We start from the raw sequence: 20754 nt of genomic DNA, 5'->3' as shown, positions 1-20754 counted from the left end.
GTGGTGATGAAAATTGACAACGAATATTTTTCTGCAAATTTATCAGGATTATTTGGAACGAATCAGGGCAGGTGAATTAGCCTCAGGCACGAAGATACCCTCTGAAAATGAGCTGGCCAGGGAATATAATACTTCCCGTGAGACCGTACGTAAGGCACTTCACTTGCTTGCGCAAAATGGGTATATCCATAAAATAAAAGCTAAAGGTTCCTTTGTACTGGATATCGGGCGTATGAATTTTCCAGTTGGCGGATTGGTCAGCTTCAAAGAGATGTCCGAGCGCATCGGGCGTAAATCACGTACGATTGTGCATGAGAATCGCCTGATTCCGGCTTCAGAAGAAATAATCGGTCATCTTGAACTCGACAAGCATAGGCATCTTGTCTGGGAAGTGATTCGCGCGCGTGAGATTGAAGACGAATCCGTTATTCTGGATAAAGATTATTTTCGATCAGACATTGTGCCTGTGCTTACCAAGGAGATTAGCAGCGGATCCATTTATGAATATCTGGAGAATGAGCTTCATCTTCAAATCAGTTATGCCAAAAAAGTAGTGTCCGTAGAAGATGCAAGCGAAGAGGATCATAAGTTGATGGATCTCAACGACTATATTCACGTGGTAGTAGTGCGTAATTATGTCTATCTGGAAGATACCACCTTGTTCCAGTACACCGAGTCAAGGCATCGGCTGGACAAATTCCAATTTGTCAACTTTGCCAGACGTGCTCACGGGGAAGAGAAAAAATCGGATCTATCCAGAAACCCTGTTTAAAAAAACACTTGACATGAAACGCGTTACAAAACTTAGAATTTAATATAGAAACACTTTATAACACATTAGCATAAGGGGACAAGGTCCTACCCTGGTTAATGAAAAAACATAAGTAAAGGCGGAGAGAACAATGAGTATACAGTTTCCAAAAGATTTCCTGTGGGGCGGCGCAGTTGCTGCTAATCAGCTGGAAGGCGCTTATCAAGAAGATGGAAAAGGCTGGTCTATTCAGGATGTAACCCCTCGTGGTGGTTGGGGACCCGTTACGGATGTGCCAACAGAAGATAATATGAAGTTGATTGGTATTGATTTTTATCACCATTATAAAGAAGATATTAAACTTTTTGCAGAAATGGGTTTCAAGGTGTTCCGGACCTCTATTGCATGGTCCCGTATTTTTCCTAAAGGGGACGAGCTGGAGCCTAACGAAAAAGGACTGCAATTTTATGATGATTTGTTCGATGAGCTTCATAAATATGGAATTGAACCGCTCGTTACATTATCTCACTATGAAACACCTTTACATTTGTCCAGAGAATACGATGGTTGGGTAAACCGCAAGCTTGTTGATTTTTATGAGCGCTATGCTACAACGGTATTTAACCGTTACAAAAATAAAGTAAAATACTGGTTGACATTTAATGAAATCAACTCCATTCTTGAAGCTCCATTCATGAGTGGCGGGATTAGCACACCAAAAGATCAGCTTACTAAGCAAGATCTTTATCAAGCCATTCACCATGAGCTTGTGGCGAGTGCAAGAGCGGTAAAAATCGGTCACCAGATCAATCCTGATTTCAAAATCGGTTGTATGGTGCTGAGTATGCCTACTTATCCGCTGACACCTAATCCAGACGATGTGATCGCTGCGATGGAGTTTGATCACAGAAATATGGCCTTTGCAGATATTCATGCCAGAGGTCAATACCCAGGTTACATGAAACGTTTCTTTAGAGAAAACGGAATCTCTATTCATTTTGAACCAGGAGATGCCGAAGATTTGAAGCATACCGTTGATTTTATCTCGTTCAGCTATTACATGAGTACTTGCGAAACGGCTGACGAAGCTAAGAAAGCGAAAGGTGAAGGCAACATCCTCGGTGGTGTCAGCAATCCGCATCTTGAGGCAAGCGAGTGGGGCTGGCAAATTGATCCGCAAGGCTTGCGTTATGTACTGAACACATTCTATGACCGCTTCCAAAAACCACTATTCATAGTTGAAAATGGTTTGGGCGCCGTTGACGAGCTTATCACCAATGAAAAAGGCGAAAAAACCGTTGAAGATGACTATCGGATCAACTATCTGAATGATCATCTGGTTCAAGTTGGCGAGGCTATTGACGACGGAGTAGAAGTTATGGGCTATACGTCTTGGGGTTGTATCGACGTTGTTAGTGCATCGACAGCTCAACTTAAAAAACGTTATGGCTACATTTATGTAGATCGTCATGATGATGGAAGCGGCACACTTGAAAGATATCGGAAGAAATCGTTCCATTGGTACAAAGATGTTATTTCGACCAATGGTGCAAGCTTGCGACGGAAATAAAATGCTGTTTGCTTGATCAAGGCAGCAATTCAACGAAAAAGGATTTTATACAGCGACCGCTTCCTGCTATTGTGCAGGGAAGCGGTCGCTTAGTTTTGTTTGCATCACGATCAGGCCCTTAGTTGATAATTTTATTACTGACGAGCGATTGTCAGAAAGGCTATGATACGGTGAGAAGCATATTCAGAAAGGAATGAACATAATGAAGCTTATGTTTGTATCGGATATTCACGGCTCGCTGCACTGGTTACAGCTGGCACTGGAAAAGTTCAGGGAGGAAAAAGCAGACCGCCTTGTCCTGCTCGGAGACTATATGTACCATGGACCGCGTAATCGGCTACCGGAAGGGTACAATCCGGCAGAAGTGGCGGCTGTGCTGAATCAGTACAAGTCTCATATTGCAGTGGCTGTACGCGGTAACTGCGATGCAGAAGTGGATCAGATGCTGCTGGAGTTCCCGATGATGGGCGATTATGCTTTATTGTACCATGAAGGTCGGCGCATCTATGTCACGCACGGACATGGCTTCAGCATTGGGAACTTACCACCACTGGAAAAGGGGGATGTGTTCATCCAGGGACATACCCATATTCCGGTAGCGGATGTGGAAAAGGGTGTCTTTGTGCTGAACCCCGGTTCGATAGCGTTGCCGAAGGAAAACTATCCTCCATCCTATGGGCTATTGGAGGGAGTGCAATTCACGGTTAAGGATTTTGATGGCGACACGATTAAAACGATCACATTTTCAATGTAATTCATTTTAGCTTGAATGGGATTCGTTCAAAACTTTTTCGATCTGATTGAGACAAAGATCATATTATTGTATGATAGGAACGGAGTCCGTCCGTCTTGTTTATTAGACAACGTTTTCCAGTTACAGAAAAGACTCAACATTATGATGAAGAAAGAGAGCTTCAACACATGCAAATTAAGGATTCACAGTATAAGATGCCGCCTGAATGGGCGCCGCATGAACGTACGTATATTTCCTGGCCTGTACAGTCTTCCATGGTTTATCCGGATATGCATGCTGATGTATGCAAGGGCTACGCAGGAATTGTACGCGCCATGGCAGAGTTTGAACCAGTTACCGTGGTGGTAAATCCAGCTGATTTGGAGAGCGTCCAAGCGCTTGAGCTCGGGGAACGGGTAGAGCTGCTACCGATAGAGCATAGCGATGCGTGGCTGCGCGACAACGGTCCTACTTTTCTAACGAATGAGCAAGGGCAGTTGGCAGGTGTGAACTGGAAGTTCAATGCCTGGGGCGGCAAATACGCTCCGTGGGACCTGGATGATCAGGTAGCGCCGCAAATTTTGGACAAGCTTGGATTACCGAGGTTTGATGCACCGCTTGTGATGGAAGGCGGCTCACTGCACGTAGACGGCGAAGGCACACTTATTACAACGGAAGAGTGTTTGCTGAATCCGAACCGCAATCCGGAATTAAGCAGGGAAGAAATCGAACGGTATGTGTGCGAATATACAGGCGTTGAGAAGATTATCTGGCTGAAACGTGGACTTAGTGGCGACGAAACGGATGGGCATGTGGACAATATTGCTTGCTTTGCTGCTCCTGGCAAGGTCATTATGCAAGTATGCGATGATCCTATGGATGAAAATTACGAAATCACGCAGGAAAATCTGCGCATTCTGGAGCAGGCAACGGATGCAAAAGGCCGCAAGCTGGAAGTGATCCAAATCGGGCAACCTCCGCGCGTGGATTTTGACGACAGTCGGTTGACGCTGAGCTATATCAACTTCTATTTTGTGAACGGCGGCATTATTTTGCCTGTGTTTGGCGGCACTGCTACTGAAAGCGACCGCGCAGCCGAGCAGGTGCTGGCAAATGTATTTCCGGAACGTACCATTCGTACCGTGGACGGCATGGCGGTCATCCGTGAAGGCGGTAACGTACACTGCACTACCCAGCAGATGCCCGCTGTAAATAATTGACCTATATAAATCCAAGAGGAGGACTGACGTGAGAAAAGTAAAAGTGGCAGCAACCCAAATGAGCTGCTCTACCAACATTGATGAAAATATAAGCAAAGCTGAGAAGCTGGTACGTGAAGCGGCTGCGCAAGGCGCGCAGATTATTTTACTTCAGGAATTGTTCGAGACTCCGTACTTCTGCCAGAAGGAAAAGTCCGATTATTTTGTATATGCAACCGAGCTCGAGCATAACAAGGCGGTCAACCATTTTAAGAAGATTGCCAAGGAATTGCAAGTTGTGCTACCAATCAGCTTTTATGAGAAAAAAAACTACGCCCGCTACAACAGCCTTGCTGTGATTGATGCGGACGGTGAAGTGCTGGGTAAATACCGCAAGAGCCACATCCCGGACGGTCCCGGGTATGAGGAAAAGTTTTATTTTAATCCGGGCGATACCGGTTTTAAAGTGTGGAATACACGATATGCCAAAATTGGAATAGGCGTATGTTGGGATCAGTGGTATCCTGAAGCTGCCCGTTGTATGGCGCTGATGGGTGCAGAAATTTTGTTCTATCCGACAGCGATTGGTTCGGAGCCGCAGGATTCTTCCATTGACTCCAAGGATCACTGGCAGATTTGCATGCTCGGTCATGCTGCTTCCAATCTGATTCCAGTCATTGCTTCCAACCGCATTGGAACTGAAACGGATGAGGACTCCAGTATCACATTCTACGGTTCATCCTTTATTGCTGGGCCACAGGGTAACAAAATTGCAGAAGCTGGTCGTACGGATCAGGAAGTGCTTACTGCTGAATTTGATCTGGATGAGCTGGAAGTGGGGCGGATTGAATGGGGCATTTTCCGTGACCGCCGCCCGGAACTATATAAAATGATTGCTACCTATGATGGTGATTTAAAAGTATAACCTTTATACGAATATAGACAAAGTTCCCCTTGCTGATAAGCCAAGGCGTTTCCCACATTCGGATTCGCTCGGCTTTTCGGGAAGGGGATTTTTCGAATGCTTGAGCGAATATGACTAAAGATAAAATTAAGATTCTCCGAGGACTTTGCAAAGTTACAAAATAATAATTTGCCCTATCGTACATGAGGTTTATACCCTTAAGTACGATTTTTTTATTTGGTATTCAATTTAAGATGAATATAAGAAATCTAAGTGAATTAGCAGGATGTTCATAATGCGAATTTTCTTTTTATGATATGAAGGGCGTGGTCAGTTGAAGAAGTTAATTAAATATGTAAAGATAGAAGGGATTGGTTCCAATCACTAATCACACTCCCCAAATCAACAAGTTTTTTAAATGGTGTATGGGTATTATTTTTGTTCTCATCATTATATATTTGTGCACACTGGTCAATTTTTTATTTAAACCGCTAACTTCTTTAATCAGCATTGTCTTATTGCCATTAATATTGTCTGTTTTTTTCTATTATCTTCTGCGCCCGTTGGTAGATTTACTGGAAAAACATAAGTTAAATCGTTCTCTTGCGATCATACTCATTTATATCGCCATTGCAGTCATTTTAGCTGTCTTTGTTGTTGGCATTTGGCCTTCCATACGTAACCAAATGATCAACCTGGTGGAGAACGCACCCAGTCTATTTAGTGCATTAAGTAAAAAAGTTCATGAATTAGAACAGAACGGGGCACTTTCTGCTATTTTTCCGGGCGATGTTAATCCACTGTCGCACCTAACCGAATACTTGAACAAAGGTTTCTTTTTAGTCACGGCCGCAAATTGGTCAGTTTTGTTCCAAAACGCTTTTTAGTCGCTGCAAACGAGGTTTTGGATGATATTGATAGCGCGCTTAGCAGCTTTATTGTGGGAAGGGTACTTATTAACTTGGCACTTGGTGTGTTAATGTATTTGGGATTCTTATTAATCGGACTGCCATATGCACTATTATTAACCGTGGTTGCGATGATTATGAATTTTATTCCTTTTGTCGGCGCCATTTTATCATCAATTCCAATTGTTATTATTGGCTTCATTCAATCATCGACTGTTGCTATATGGTCACTTATCGTTATTCTTTTGGCCCAGCAAATACAAGACAATATCATTTCTCCTTATGTATTCGGTAAGCAACTGGATGTTCACCCTTTGACAGTCATCATTCTCGTGCTGATTGGAGGAGATTTGGCAGGAATTACAGGAATAGTGTTGATTATCCCGTTATACATGATAGTTAAAGTCATCTTAGGTAAGGCATATTTGCTTTTTTATAAAGATAAATGGGAAAATTTATGATTGATATTGAATATTTAGCATACATACATCTATTTTGCCCAAACGTACACACGTCCTCGCCCAAACGTACGTTTTTTTTAACTCCATAATTTTGTAAAATGGCTTGAGATACAGTTTTACTTGCTTTTAACTATGTTACAAAATGATAAAATATAAATATAAGGTTTTTTGTATGCAACTAAGTTAGCTGTATGGCTATTCATTTCCAGAATTTTGAGTTGGACCAAAGGAATAAAGAGGTGGACTATGGGCAACGAATCCAAGGAACAAGACCAAGATGTAGACTTAAAAATAAACGATAGAGAAAGTGATCGAATTAGTACATCCAGAGTTCCTATTATAATATGGATCATTTTGATTCATAGTGAAGGGCTTATTTTTCAAAATATATATACACTACTGCCGCTTCAAAGTATATTGTTCTCTTTGGCCATGATTCTGCACGTACTTCTGTACTGGCATGTTCGTAAAGTTCTACACTACTGCTCATGGTTTTATTTTATTATTCAAGGAGGAATCATTTTTTCGAGCGCCTTTCTCCTGCCGGAAAGTTTTCCGATTGTGCTGACTGGTTTAATCCCGGTTTTAATCGGTCAAAGCATAGGTGTTTATTATTATGCAAAAAAAGTTGTGTTGCTGTTTTTTAGTTTCTATCTTCTTTTTTGTTCTTACATTATATGGAGTCACGATAGCAAAAACTCAGTGCTGTTTATTGCGCTGCTCATTCTTATAGCTATTATCGTAGCTGCATATGCTAATCTTTTCTACAGTCAGGTCAATGCGCGGATTCGTACCCAAAACTTTCTCAATGAGCTGGAGCTTGCACATCAAAAAGTGGAAGAGCTTACGTTAGCCAACGAGCGGCAACGCATGGCGCGGGACCTGCATGACACACTGGCTCAAGGTCTTGCTGGCCTGATTATGCAGTTGGAAGCCATAGATGCTCATCTGACACAAGGCAGCTCACAGAGAGCCCATGAAATCGTTCAGCAGTCCATGTCCCAGGCACGCAAGGCGTTGGCTGACTCACGCCGGGCTATAGACAACCTGCGTTCAAAATCGGCCTCGGAAGTCGACTTTGCTGATGCAGTCCGGGAAGAGGCGCAGCGCTTTACGATGGCTACCGGAATCCGAACAGCACTGGACATCAAGATTAAATCCTCGGTATCCAGGCTGTTGATTGAGCATGGGCTACACATCATAAGTGAATGTCTAACGAACGTAGCCAAGCATTCGCATGCCAAGAACGTATGGATCAATATTTTGGATAGCCAAGGTATAATTTCTATAGAGGTCCGTGATGATGGGAAAGGATTTAACCCCGATATCATTGCTAGACAAGCAGGACACTATGGACTCATAGGTATTCATGAGCGTGTGCGTCTGCTGGACGGAACAATACAGATCAACAGCACAGCTCAAGAAGGGACGGCTATTAAAGTAGAGGCCCCCCTTACTAAAGGAGACATAGCATGAAATTTAAAATACTAATCGTAGATGATCATTGGGTGGTTAGAGAAGGGCTAAAGCTTGTTCTAGAGACAAATGACAGCTACGAAGTTGTTGGTGAAGCGGAAGAAGGGGCAACAGCTCTTACCCTGATTGAGGAACTTCAGCCGGATGTAATACTAATGGATCTATATATGCCCCAAATGAGCGGGTTGGAAACGATGAAAGCTTTAAAAGAGCGGCAAAATGAAACACCAGTTATTATCCTGACTACCTATAACGAGGATGATTTAATGATCCAGGGACTGACTTTGGGGGCAAAAGGATATTTATTAAAAGATACCAGCCGTGAGAATCTATTTCGGACTATTGAATCCGCATTAAGGGGAGAGACACTTCTTCAGCCGGAAATTACAGCAAGAGTTTTTGCTAAAACAAGTGAGAGAGAGATCAAAAGCGAGCAGCGTGAAGAAACTTCAATCCTGACTGAGAAAGAAAGGATTATTTTGCAGTCTGTTGCACGGGGACTTAGGAGCAAAGAAATTGCGTTCGACATGGGGACTTCGGAGCGGACCGTGAAAGCACATTTAACGAACATTTACAATAAACTCGGTGTCGATTCCCGATCCGAAGCGGTAGCCGTGTCTCTGGAACGAGGTATTCTGCATCGTTAAAATGGTAAATAAAAACATATTCAGTTCGAATTTGCCCTTTCGTACATAAGGAGCTTGCCCTTATGTACGATTTTTTTTTTATAAACTGCTGTACTATGAAAAAAAAGGTATGCAGTTTAATATTATGGATTGCTCAAACTGCTTAGAGGAAGTCGAGGAGGATGAAATTGTTGAATAGAACACGAATCAAAATGCTAGTCACAGGAATAACTTTCGCTATGGTGGTTTCTGGTTGCTCAAGTGCTTCGGAGGATACCACTGTAAAATCCGGTCAACCGGTACACATTCAAAAAGTAACGATGAAGCCTTTGGCTAATGAATTTAATCTGGCGGGAACATTGCAGGCCAGCAATCAAACCACAGTTTCCTTTGAAGCGAATGGACGTATTTTAAATACGACGGTTGAAGTGGGGGATCAGGTACATAAAGGGGCAGTCCTCGCGAAATTGGACACAACCACTTATCAGCTGCAGCTTGCTCAGGCCAAGGCAACTATAGAGAAGGCGAAAGCCGGTGTTAGCCAAGCGGACGCTTCTGTTCAATCGGCACATGCAAGCATTCGTAATGCACAATCCCAGATTAATTCAGCCCAATCCAAATTGCAGGAATTGAACAATGGAGCCAAAAAACAGGAAATTGCACAGGCGAAAAATGCAGTTACTGCGGCAACCAATATGTACAACAAGAAAAAGGCAGATGCCGTCCGGACCCAAAGTCTATTTCAGGCAGGGGCCGTATCATTAACGGAAAATGAAAATGCGCAGCTGGAAGTAACGAACGCTCAAAAAAGCTTAAGTGATGCGCAAGAGAAATTGTCCCTTTTGCTTGCAGGGGCTTCCCAGGAACAGCGTGCACAAGCTTCGGATGGTGTAGATCAGGCCAGGGCAGGGCTGGAATCGGCTATGGCTACTCAGCAACAAGGGCTAGCCAGTAAAGCTCAGGCACAGGCTTCCTACGAGGATGCGGTAGCTGCTTATGAGCAAACGGCTTTAGCACTTAAGAAAGCCACTTTAACCTCCCCCATATCTGGTGTTGTAATTGAGAAAAAGGTAGCTGATGGGCAGTTGGGCTCCAGCGGGAGTGAAGCGTTTATTGTCGGAAACATCAGGACTTTAAAAGTGCTCCTGCCCGTACCGGACAGTGAAATCTTATCGTGGAAGAAAGATCAAAAAGTAAATATATCTCTCTATAATGAAATTAGAACAGGAACTGTCACTCAGATCTATCCATCGACGAATTCCAAAACGGGAAGCATCAATGTGGAAGTTACCATTCCCAATCCTGAACTGAATTGGAAGCCCGGTCAAGTCATCAGCGCATCGAAAAGTGTGAATCAAAACGAAGCACTTTTAGTGCCCGTAGAGGCTGTAATTAGCACTGGAGATGATCCTTATGTCTTTAAAGTTGTAAATGGCAAGGCCGTTAAAACAGCGATTAAAGTTGGAAAAGTGACTAACAATCAGTTCGAAGTTGTCTCTGGACTACAAGCAGGCGATCAAATCGTTACGCAAGGAGCAGGAACTTTATTTAATGGCGATTTACTCGGGAATGATGTACTTGGGAAATCGGAGGAATCGTCCAAATGATTAAATACATCGTTAAAAAACAGAAAATTACACTTATTTTCTTTGGTATGTGTATTGTGCTAGGGCTCTACAATTTTACATCGTTACCTAAACAGGAGCAGCCTGATGTTATTCCCATGTCAGCCAGTGTTACAACCGTCTATCCGGGCGCCTCGCCTGAAAGAATTGAGCAAACCATTACTAAGATATTGGAACAGAAAATTAAAGAAGTGCAAGGTGTCAAAACGATTTCTTCCACTTCCTCTAAAGGCCAATCCAGTATAAGTATAGAAGCTTTAAATGATGCGGACCCGACAAAAGTGTGGGCTGATCTTCGTACAAAGGTGCAGGATTCACAGTCTGAGCTTCCAGCAGATGCCAAGCAGCCCATTATAAATGATAGTATGACAAGCTCTTTCATTGGTTCATATGCGATTACTTCTGATAAAGTTGAGAATTTATACTCTTTAAATGAATTGATGAACAAATGGAAGGATCAATTAAAAACGGTTTCAGGTATTTCGCAAGTTAATATTCAAGGAATACCAGATCAAGAAATACGTATCAGTTTAAACACACAAAAAATGCAGCAATATAATATTTCCTGGGAACAGGTTGTTCAAGCAATCAAAGATGAGAATGATAGAGTTCCTACAGGAAGTTTAGATTTCAATCAGCGTACTTATCAGATGACGGTAAATGCCTCAACTGATCCATCTGTCCTAAATAACGTTCAGATTTCAAGCAACGAAGATGGGTTTCCGATATCTTTGAAGGATGTAGGTACAGCCTCGCTTGTTTTTAAAAAAGCGGCTAGTTATACGTATGTGAATACCAAGCCTGCTATTTCGATCAGTGTGAGCGGAGATACAGGCACAGACGTGCCAACGGTATCCAAAGCGGCAACAGCCAAAATCAATGAACTTGCAAGTAGCTTGCCTAAGGATGTACATTTTGAAAAGCTCTTTGCGCAAAATGATCGAGTAAGTGAAATGTTTGGTAATCTCACCAAAGAGATGATCATCGCTATTATATCGGTCATTGTTATTTGTACATTAGGATTAAATTTGCTGACTTCTGCGTTTGTTGCCTTGGCTATTCCTGTTTCTATTGCTATCAGCTTTATTGTCTTGCCCACAACAGGGACAACGCTGAATCAAATTTCAGTTATCGGATTAATCATCGTACTAGGTATATTGGTTGATGATGCCGTCGTGGTCAATGACAACATTGAACGCCGACGCTCTGAATTTGGAGAAGATGCTACTCAGGCAGCAATTAAAGGAACGAAAGAGGTCTCCTTATCAATCATTACAGCCACGTTAGCTACGATTGCAGCATTTGCCCCGCTTTTATTTCTGCCGGGCAATATTGGAGACTTTATTAAGCCGATTCCTATCGTTATTTCGTTAACGATGTTGGCCTCCATGATTATGTCGCTAACGATCATTCCTATTTTCCGTCAATGGTACGATAGCCGTCGTAAGGGTAAAGAACGTAGCAAAACGACCAAGCCTCCGGGGCTTCTTGGTAATCAAATACAGTCTCTCTCCAATGTGTACTCTAAAAACTGGATGCCGAGAATATTGCGACGTCCGCTTCTCACAGCGCTTATAGGTCTTATGATTGGTACAGCAGCCTACGGACTGCTTGTTATTGTTCCCATTGAATTATTTCCGGAATCCGATCAAGCGGATGCCACGATCAGCGTAACGATGCCAGAAGGAACGTCGTTGCAGGCAACCAATCAGGTTGTAAACGAGATTGGAAACTGGGTCAAAAAACAGCCGGAAACAGAGAGGTTGTCGGGAACGGCAGGTGGAGGAGCGCCTCAGATGTACAGCGATGTTGCAGGTGGTCACGGCTCTGGGGGAGCGGTAAATGGCCAACTTGCTGTCGTTGGAAAAGAGGGGCTATTTGATCTCAAAAAAACAGTGGATAATTGGACCCATACGCTACAAGCTAAATATCCAGCTGCATTGATAAGCATTCGGGTTCCTCAATTAGGTATCCCGGTCGGCAGTGCGGTGTCTATCCGTATTAAGGGAGAAGATATCGGAAAACTGCAAAACATGACAGCTAAAGTAAAAGAAATTGTTGCGGGGACTCCCGGGGCTGTAGATGTGACCGATAATATGGGTATGCAAAGCTATAATCTGAATTTCCAAGTCAATCAACAAGCCTTGGATAAATATCGGGTTAGCTATTCCAATTTAACGCGTACCATGCTATTAATGGGTGACGGGGTCAATGTAACGGATTTTGATACAGGTAAGGAATTGCTGGATATAAATATATACATGGATAAACCAAACAATGATCCTGAGGTATTGTTTCAACAATTAAGTGTGACCAATGCGGCAAAAGAGCAAATTCCCTTATCCCAGTTAGTCACGATGAAACCGGACTTTTCCATCCAGCAAATCCACCGTTATGATTTGGAACGGACGGTAACGATTTCAGCCAATGCAAATGGGCGTACGGCTACGGAGCTCACTCAGGACATCCGCAGCAAACTTACCAATACACAGTTTGAACCAGGCTACACCTGGGAGATGGGAGGGGAAACATCCGCGCAGTCCGATATATTTAAGGATTTGGGCAAGTTAGCCGTTATAGTTATTTTTCTCATTCTCCTTTTAATCACAATGCAGTTTTACTCGGTTTCCACACCGCTAATTATTATGACCACTGTTTATCTGGCAGCGGCAGGGGGAATCCTTGGAAGCTTTATTTCAGGTATGCCAATTGGCTTTATGAGTATTATGGGTATCATTTCACTTGCCGGTATCGTCGTACGTAACGGTATCGTATTGATAGAGTTTATTGAAGATGCGCGGCGTGAAGGAGTCGATTTAACAGACGCGATTCTAATGGCATGCTCTGCCCGTTTCCGTCCGATCTTGCTTACTTCACTAACTGCAATTGTCGGCATGATCCCCATTGCCACAATAGGGGAGATCCTGTTCAAACCGTTGGCAACGACCATTATATTCGGACTGATCTTTTCAACCATTTTAACTTTGTTTGTAGTGCCTACTCTTTATATGGTCGTAGCTAATCTGAAGCTGAAACGGAAGCATAAGAAGGAAATGCATACAAGTAACGATAGCTCATTGTCTTTGTAGTTGTAGTTGATACAAAAGATAGATAGGTCATAATTATGCTTGAATGATGGTACCAAAGGAGAGCATTGTATGACTGAAAACGAGCAGCACGGTCACATTCTAATATCAGATGATGTTGTATCCAAAATTACTGGTTTGGCCGCATTGAAAACTCCCGGAATATCAGCAATCTACGGAGGGATTTCAAAAGAAGCAATCAAACGTTTGAATAGAAAAAATTTCAAAAAAGGAATTTCAGTGACAGTAAGCCCGGATGAAACAATTATTGATCTCAGAGTAGTCGTCGATTACGGATGCTCCATTCATGAGGTGGCCCGAGAGTTACAGAAAAATGTCATGGAGGATATAACTAATATGACAGGATTATCCTCGATCGTGGTGAACGTCAAGGTGGAGGGAGTTGCTCGCATACAGAATCCCTGAAGTGAAAGAGCCAACGGTCGTTCCGAAATACATCGAGAAGTTGGCAAGTGATGATATGGTTCCACGCACTGTGGCAGACAAGGTTTGAAGCAAACGAAAGTGAAGATACCTAAATTATCGGATTAATGATAAAACAAGGCAGACCGGAGAATCGGACTACCTTGTTTTAATTTTTTTATCATCCTAATATCGTCACTGGCTGCATCGATTATCCGCGGGGGACAGCCTTAAGGCGGAAGGTGGAGCTGACAAAATCTCCTGACAGATCCGAGACAACAAGCCCAATTTTCATTAAGCGGTCACCTCCAAAGATTTCGCCGCCGAACGCTTCGCGGAAGGGGGAACCGCCGTCTTCCGCCAAGGTATTACCCGTATGGTCAGTATTGCCTGCTGCGCCGGTTTCGATCTTATACTTTTTCTCTGGGTCAAGTCCTTTTAAAGTTAATCGCAGGATTGGCCCATTGGGCTCAGCCAGTACGCGGAAATAAGCAACAAACGCTTCCGACTGGTCCTCGCTAACGAACATCCAGGCCGTATCGCCTCGGCCTTCAAACGGGCTAAGAAGCCGATACATATTCCCCTGCTGTACAAGGGAGCGAATTTCCTTATACTGGGCGATTTGTTTGGCAGCGAGCTCTTTTTCTTCCTTTGTAAATGCAGTAAGGTCAAGCTCGTAGCCAAAGTTGCCACTCATTGCCACGTCACCGCGTATGGCGAGGGAGGTCATTCGACCCACCTGGTGGTTCGGTACGCTCGATACGTGTGCTCCCATGGTGCTGGCTGGATACACGATGCTTGTTCCGTACTGGATAGCCAATCTTTCAATCGCATCGGTATCGTCGCTGGTCCATGTTTGCGGCATATAGTAGAGCATTCCGGGATCAAACCGTCCGCCTCCTCCGGAACAGCTTTCGAACAAGATGTCTGGGAACCGGGAGGTCAGACGTTCCAGCAGATCGTAAAGTCCAAGCATATAACGGTGTGCGGTTTCCTTTTGCCGTTCGCTAGAAGCTGTAGCCGAAGCAATCTCCGTCATATTACGGTTCATGTCCCACTTGACATAAGTGATCGGAGCGATCGAAAAAACGGAGCTAAGCGTATCGTATAAATAATCGCATACTTCCTTGCGGGAGAGATCGAGCACCAACTGAGATCGACCTTCCGTCCGCCGCCGACCCTCAGCATGCAGGCACCAGTCGGGATGCTTGCGGTACAATTCACTATCAGGAGACACCATTTCCGGCTCTACCCACAGTCCGAACTGTAATCCTTGTTCATTAACCCTTTTGGCTAGGTCGGCAAGACCTCCAGGCAGCTTGCGGCTGTCTTCAAACCAGTCTCCAAGCGAATTATCATCGTTGTCGCGTTTGCCAAACCAACCATCATCCAGAACAAAGAGCTCAATACCGAGGGGCCCCGCTTCCTTAGCAATCGCTTCGATTTTATCGGCGTCGAAGTTGAAATAAGTAGCTTCCCAATTGTTTACGAGAATAGGGCGCTCTTTGTCACGGTAAGAGCCCCGGCACAGACGTGTGCGGTAGAGTCGATGATAGGTGCGCGACATGCCTCCAAGACCTTCTTCGGAAAAGACCAGAACGGCTTCAGGGGTCTGGAATGACTGACCCGGTTCAAGCCGCCAGGAGAAGTCAAAGGGATTGATTCCGATACTTACACGGGTCTGGTTGAATTGCTCTACTTCTGCCTGTGCGACGAAGTTGCTGCTGTAGACCAGACTGAAGCCGTATACATCTCCGCGATCTTCAGTTGCATCAGGACGAAGCAGTGCCAGAAAGGGATTCATCTGGTGACTGCTGGAGCCCCGACGGCTTTCCAACCGAATGGCCCCGGGTCCGAGGTCGCGGCGCTGGATATGCCTTTCCCGCACCCACGCTCCGGACAGGTAGAGAGCTTGGTAGTTGGAATCGGTGAAATCGACAGAGGCGCTCATTGCATGCTCAATATTCATGATAGCGCTTCCCTTATGCTCAAAAAGAGTAGACCGGGCAATAGCGCTGTGATTCGCAAATACGGTATAGAGCAGTGTCGTCTTAAGACCCGAGTATTTGTCCTCAAGGATTAGAAAGAGGGTTGCCGCTTCATCATCCGATTCGGTATAGACGGCAGGAAGTCCCTCGAGCTGTGGTTTACCCGCTACAATACGGTAACCACTATATTTTAGCTCCGTAATCCGGGTTCCGTCCGCAAGTGCAGCCTGGTAAGCAGGCTGACGAAAGTCGCTTGTTCCATACTGAGGATATTCCTGGGGAAGCGTATCCAGGGAAATCGTACGATTGGAAGGAACAGGATTGGGAGAAAAGGAGCACCGCTCCCTAAGCTCCAGTATACTTGCCAGACTTTTGTCATGATGAAGCCGTGCTCCCCAATAAACATGTGCGGGATATCCTTCTACAAGCTGGATAATATAGCTGCAATCCTTGGACTGCAGATGGAACAAACCAAGCGTCTCGTCTACATGAATGTTCATGGTATTCACTCCTTGAGGGTTCATCATATCAATTTGTTTTCACGTAAGGATTTATCAAAAACATTGAGAATTTCACTTGCTGATTTTAGCCGTTTCTGCACGAGCTCTCCCGTATGACAAGTCTAGTCCCGATCACGCTGTGCGAAGGTGGTTCACGTCCCTCAAACCGTTCAGAGAGCAGTTGAACGGCAGCCTTTCCCATCTCTTCGGGGTAGGCACGTACGGTGGTGAGCGGAGGCTGTACGAAGGCCGCCATCTCAATGTCGTCGAAGCCGACGACAGCCATATCCTCTGGCACCCGGATTCCATGTCCATGCAGGGCGCGAAGGGCTCCGATGGCCAGCGGGTCGCTTGCAACGAAGCAAGCCGTCGGTCTTTGCTGTTCGGTAAGGAGATTGTTCATCATCAGATATCCATCCGCGGTACTCCATGCGCCTACACGGACGAATTGAGGATTGTACAATCCCTGTTCCCGCATGAACCGTTCAAAATAATGCGCCCGTCGCTCTCCGTCGCTCTTGCCGCCGATAAACCCGATTTGTCGGTGGCCAAGCTCGATTAGATGTCCGAGTGCTTGATCAACAGCTTGACGGAAGTGGAGGCGTACAGAATCGTACTCCAGCTGTTCATGATACTGGTCCACAAGGACAATGGAGTTCTTGTCGGGATGCAGCTTGATCACCTCTTCAGGATCGACGCCGCCCACAACAATCAGACCGTCTGTCTTCTGCAAGGTGGAGATGGAAGAGCGGCCCCGCAGGGTCTGTCCCAACGTCAGGCCAAGCTCTTCACAGCGTAGCTCAATTCCACGACGGATCGAGGCGTAATACGGATCGTCCCGTTCCTCTTCAATGGAACACCACAACAGGAGGGAGACCGTCTTTCCAGCACGTTCCTTGTTCTGCTTTAATTGTCTCAGCCGGGAAGGCTTATACCCAAGCTGTTTGGCAATCGAAAAAATTCTGTTTCTGGTGTCCGGGCTCACAGCTAGAGACTGATCGTTATTTAAAACCCTTGAAACTGTTGCGGCAGACACTCCCGCTTCGTGGGCAATGTCTTTTATTGTTGCCAAAGAGCTCACACCTTTTTAGTTAATAATTTTACTAAAAATCAACTTCATCCTAACACATCCCCTTTATACTTTCAAGATGGCTGTTGAATTTACTTTTAATCTACTACTGTGCAGATTAGTTGTGTTAACATGATGAATATTCTCTTGATGACGGAGGGGTTTCAAATTGAATATTCTGTCATGGTCTCTCTCCTCATTCTGGACGAACCAACAGCCATGCTGGAGGTTGTTTTTTCTCGTATCCACGGCTTTGTCAGGAACAACTCTTTCAACAGAAAGGGGCGGTCTCCAGTTCGGTTTCTCCCTGATGCAGGCGGAGGCTACTTTACTGAATGTGTACCGTTTGTTAATTGTCACCTTGGCCAGTCTCTGGTTCTCGCTGACTACGCCTTATGGACGCATGGTGGAAGGATTGAATTGGGTGCTTGGTGTTGGCAAAAAATTGAGGCTTCCCGTTACCTCGTTTGCACTTGCCGTATCGTTAATCTTTCGGTTCATCCCGATGATCTGGAGTGAATGGCAGCGATTCTCGCTGATTGTCCGGGCACGCGGCAAAGCTGCGCTACGACCGAACACAGTGCGGGGGCGGGATCTTGGACCGATGGTGATTCCCTTGCTGATGTCGCTGTTTCAGCGTGCGGAGGACATGACGATCGCGATGGAAATGCGGAAAGTTAGAGAGCATTCCCTGTTTGGAGCACGTTCCGCCTTGCTGGTATGGTCCAAGCGGGATACGAAGATCTATATCATAGGCCTTATTGTTTTTGCATTATTTATATCAATTCGGAACCTCTAAAGAAGAAATTTATTGCAACAGAACCAAACCTGAATCAGAGCCTGAAACGCAGTGCTTTTCAAACATCATGCATACATAAATTCGTTTTCGCTCAAAATAAGCTTGCTTTGATCATCTCAAAGCGGATAGGGAGGGGCAACGATGAAGGATAAATTTTTGCAGGAAGAAAGGCAAGAGTATACCGATGTATCTACGGTGGAGTCACAGCGAAATGATCTGGTTCTTGAAGAGTTCCCTGAAGGTCCTTACGGTTCAGCTCTGATGTCTGAATCTCTTGGAAAAAGCTCGCCGTGGCGAGTGGATCAGAGAACCGCGCATCGTTTTGATTATGAAAATCATGAGTTGCATGAGGAGGAAGTTCGGGATTATCCCGGCCAGGACGTTTATGACGAATCTGTTCCCAATAACGTGACCAAGCCTCAATACCCAGAATGATTAGTCATGATATGATGTTATAAAATAGATGATAGCCTCCGGCAGGATAATTTTGCCGGGGCTATTTTTAGTTATGCTGTTCGAAAACAAACTTTTGCAAATTCCACAATATGGGCTATCATAAGCGTAACCAAAGACGAGTTTATCGAAAAGGAGGGGATTGCATGAATCCCATTTTAAATCAAATTGGTACTGTGTTTATCCCTGTCAGTGACATTGAAAAAGCGCGCGATTGGTACTGCGAGATATTGGGGTTGTCTGCGGATGGAGAGATTTTATTTGGACATTTGTACATCGTTCCGATGAATGGAACACGTATTGTGCTGGACAGCAAAATCTATGCCGAGAATCATAGATACTCATAATATTGAAGAAGCCTATGCATTTATACAATCTAAAAATGTAAATATAACGACAACCATAGAGCATGACCAATGGTTTAACTTTCAGGACCCTGACGGAAATCTGTTGATGGTATGCAAGTGTTAAATGAATAAATGGTAAGCCCTTGGTGAAGAGTACGATGATACTTTCTATTTCTAACAGTTGCAGTACGCGGCTTGTGCAGAGTGAAAATACAAAAAAACGTGGTATATAATAATTGAAGTAAAATTCAGTCATCTGGGATAGTGTGAACCAGACAGAAGCCTAATAACAATATTAATGCAATCGCTTACATTTTATAAACTTCCGTTCTGTAAAAGGAGGGTATGTCATATGATCACATGTTAGAACCCCAGGAAGTGAAGCGTTGGAAACCAAAGCTGGCCATCATCTAGCGTAAAGGAGAGAGCTCTATGTTAACTGTTATGAAAGAACGCACATGGTTATTGAAAACACGCGAGTCAGTATTCATCGTATTTCTTACAGCAATGATTCTGTGCGGCATTATAAGCCCAAATACAGCGAGTGCAGCAACAAGTGTTTATACAATCTCGGCTTTTACCAATAGCAGCGAGTCCAATCTGTATATCTACCAATCCTATAATGCCACGAATTATGGCCTCCTTAAAGGCTCTGCATAGCGCACCGGAGGAATACAATTTGGAGGATTCAACCACTTCCTTCGCCGGATACAGCCCGGCTGTGAAGTCGGCCATCGCGCAGATCAATACCCATACGTATGGGGGGAACAACCGAACGGCGCTTCGCAATGGGGCCACCTCGGACAACAAACATCTATGGACTTCCGAGTATGGGGACGGGGACGCCAGTGGATTGACGATGTCACGGACGATCCTAAAGGACATACGCAATATGGGCGCAAGTGCCTGGGTTTACTGGCAGGCAGTTGACAGTGCTGAGGGATGGGGATTTTTGAAGAACGTACTTAATGACACACAGACGACCAGCTACACTGTGAATCAGAAATATTATGTGATGGGCAATTACAGTAAGTTCATTCGCCCGGGGTACAAAATCATCGGTATGACTGACGCCAATACGCTTGCCGCTTACGATGCATCTTCAGGCAAACTTGTTTTGGTAATCACCAATTCAGAACCTACAGATACGACCGTTACGTATGATCTGAGCCGCTTTACTTCGACAGGTGCGTCTGCCCAGGTGTTCCGGACATCCTCCAGCGAGAATCTCAAGACACTGGCGAACATCGCGGTACAGGACAAAAAGTTAACAGTAACAGCAAAAGCGGGTTCGGTCACGACCTACGTCATATCCGGCATGTCTTACATGGACAGCATCGGATACGATTCCAATGCCATCTATAAGCTGATCAACCGCAAGAGTGGTCTCGCATTGGATGTGAACGGAGCATCGACCACGGGCGGTGCTTCGATTGTTCAGTGGAATGATAACGGAGGAACCAACCAGCAATGGAAGCTGGAAGCGACAGGAAAAGGTTTTTACAAGCTTCGGAACGTCGGCAGTGGCTTGCTGCTGGATGTAAATCAAAGCTCCATTCAAGGGGGGGCCTCCCTGATCCAGTGGCAGGATAATGGAAATAATAACCAGCAGTGGCTGCCGGTAGACGTCGGGGGCTACCTTGTTCTGGTTAACCGCAATAGTGGCCTGACGATGGATGTTAATCAGGGGGCTGTAACCGCAGGTGCGGCAGTCAATCAATGGGCCGATAATGGGGGCTCCAATCAGCAATGGAATCTCGTGAAAATAAATTAGGCTAAGTTGAGCCCACAAGTAGGTAAGCCAATACAATACTTCAAGTTCAAAAAGAAAAGAAA

The 20754-nt window shown here is 44.7% G+C and carries 16 protein-coding genes and 2 pseudogenes; 16 read left to right on the top strand and 2 right to left on the bottom strand.

The genetic code is table 11. The annotated features are described in order from the left end of the window. The first annotated feature begins 13 nt into the window (after positions 1-13). The 11 genes and pseudogenes from treR (at position 14) to QD47_RS09890 (ending at position 13765) form a co-directional block, all read left to right on the top strand. Positions 14-772, top strand: a complete 759-nt coding sequence (gene treR / locus QD47_RS09940; protein ID WP_044645982.1) for a trehalose operon repressor — start codon at positions 14-16, stop codon at positions 770-772. 130 nt (positions 773-902) lie between these two features. Beyond that, positions 903-2321, top strand: a complete 1419-nt coding sequence (locus QD47_RS09935; RefSeq protein ID WP_044645981.1) for a glycoside hydrolase family 1 protein — start codon at positions 903-905, stop codon at positions 2319-2321. A 202-nt stretch (positions 2322-2523) separates the two neighbouring features. Next, on the top strand, positions 2524-3075 hold the full coding sequence (gene yfcE, locus QD47_RS09930; RefSeq protein ID WP_044645980.1) for a phosphodiesterase: 552 nt from the start codon (positions 2524-2526) through the stop codon (positions 3073-3075). 167 nt (positions 3076-3242) lie between these two features. Then, positions 3243-4274, top strand: coding sequence for an agmatine deiminase family protein (locus tag QD47_RS09925; protein WP_044646010.1), 1032 nt, complete (start codon positions 3243-3245; stop codon positions 4272-4274). 28 nt (positions 4275-4302) lie between these two features. After that, on the top strand, positions 4303-5178 hold the full coding sequence (aguB, locus tag QD47_RS09920) for an N-carbamoylputrescine amidase (protein ID WP_044645979.1): 876 nt from the start codon (positions 4303-4305) through the stop codon (positions 5176-5178). A gap of 404 nt (positions 5179-5582) precedes the next feature. Continuing rightward, positions 5583-6526: pseudogene (locus tag QD47_RS09915) on the top strand (AI-2E family transporter). A gap of 246 nt (positions 6527-6772) precedes the next feature. Further along, positions 6773-8002: a sensor histidine kinase gene (locus tag QD47_RS09910; RefSeq protein ID WP_044645978.1), complete on the top strand. Its 1230-nt coding sequence runs from the start codon at positions 6773-6775 to the stop codon at positions 8000-8002. Next, positions 7999-8649 carry a response regulator gene (locus tag QD47_RS09905; RefSeq protein ID WP_044645977.1) on the top strand — a complete coding sequence of 217 codons (651 nt, stop codon included), beginning with the start codon at positions 7999-8001 and terminating at the stop codon, positions 8647-8649. The genes QD47_RS09910 and QD47_RS09905 overlap by 4 nt, the downstream gene beginning before the upstream one ends. A 161-nt stretch (positions 8650-8810) precedes the next feature. Continuing rightward, a complete protein-coding gene (locus tag QD47_RS09900) occupies positions 8811-10235 on the top strand; it encodes an efflux RND transporter periplasmic adaptor subunit (RefSeq protein WP_044645976.1) in 1425 nt (474 codons plus the stop codon). Then, complete coding sequence (locus QD47_RS09895; RefSeq protein WP_044645975.1) at positions 10232-13342, top strand: efflux RND transporter permease subunit; 3111 nt, start codon at positions 10232-10234, stop codon at positions 13340-13342. Before QD47_RS09900 ends, QD47_RS09895 begins: the two co-directional genes overlap by 4 nt. A 69-nt stretch (positions 13343-13411) precedes the next feature. Continuing rightward, on the top strand, positions 13412-13765 hold the full coding sequence (locus tag QD47_RS09890) for an Asp23/Gls24 family envelope stress response protein (RefSeq protein WP_044645974.1): 354 nt from the start codon (positions 13412-13414) through the stop codon (positions 13763-13765). A gap of 208 nt (positions 13766-13973) precedes the next feature. On the opposite strand, the gene QD47_RS09885 is transcribed toward QD47_RS09890, so the two are convergent. Together QD47_RS09885 and QD47_RS09880 are read right to left on the bottom strand one after the other, a co-directional pair. Continuing rightward, complete coding sequence (locus tag QD47_RS09885) at positions 13974-16250, bottom strand: alpha-galactosidase (protein WP_044645973.1); 2277 nt, start codon at positions 16248-16250, stop codon at positions 13974-13976. An 85-nt stretch (positions 16251-16335) separates the two neighbouring features. Continuing rightward, entirely contained in the window at positions 16336-17322 is a 987-nt protein-coding gene (locus QD47_RS09880) for a LacI family DNA-binding transcriptional regulator (RefSeq protein WP_044645972.1), read from the bottom strand. Between the two features lie 166 nt (positions 17323-17488). Here QD47_RS09880 and QD47_RS09875 point away from each other — a divergent pair, with 166 nt between their 5' ends. The 5 genes and pseudogenes from QD47_RS09875 to QD47_RS30040 all read left to right on the top strand — a co-directional run bounded on the left by QD47_RS09875 (position 17489) and on the right by QD47_RS30040 (position 20692). Then, complete coding sequence (locus tag QD47_RS09875) at positions 17489-18118, top strand: energy-coupling factor transporter transmembrane component T (RefSeq protein WP_082067154.1); 630 nt, start codon at positions 17489-17491, stop codon at positions 18116-18118. Between the two features lie 141 nt (positions 18119-18259). Next, a complete protein-coding gene (locus tag QD47_RS09870; RefSeq protein WP_044645970.1) occupies positions 18260-18553 on the top strand; it encodes a hypothetical protein in 294 nt (97 codons plus the stop codon). Between the two features lie 164 nt (positions 18554-18717). Beyond that, a pseudogene (locus tag QD47_RS09865) lies at positions 18718-19042 on the top strand (VOC family protein). Between the two features lie 308 nt (positions 19043-19350). Continuing rightward, the gene (locus tag QD47_RS09860; protein ID WP_044645969.1) at positions 19351-19578 is read left to right on the top strand and encodes a hypothetical protein; all 228 of its coding nucleotides are present in this window, start codon (positions 19351-19353) and stop codon (positions 19576-19578) included. A gap of 19 nt (positions 19579-19597) precedes the next feature. Beyond that, positions 19598-20692, top strand: coding sequence for an RICIN domain-containing protein (locus QD47_RS30040; protein ID WP_052646749.1), 1095 nt, complete (start codon positions 19598-19600; stop codon positions 20690-20692). The last annotated feature ends 62 nt before the right edge of the window (positions 20693-20754 follow it).

Source organism: Paenibacillus terrae, from assembly GCF_000943545.1.
Lineage (GTDB): Bacteria > Bacillota > Bacilli > Paenibacillales > Paenibacillaceae > Paenibacillus > Paenibacillus terrae_A.
Note: the sequence above shows the minus strand (reverse complement) of the source record. Positions and strands in the feature narration are given on the sequence as shown.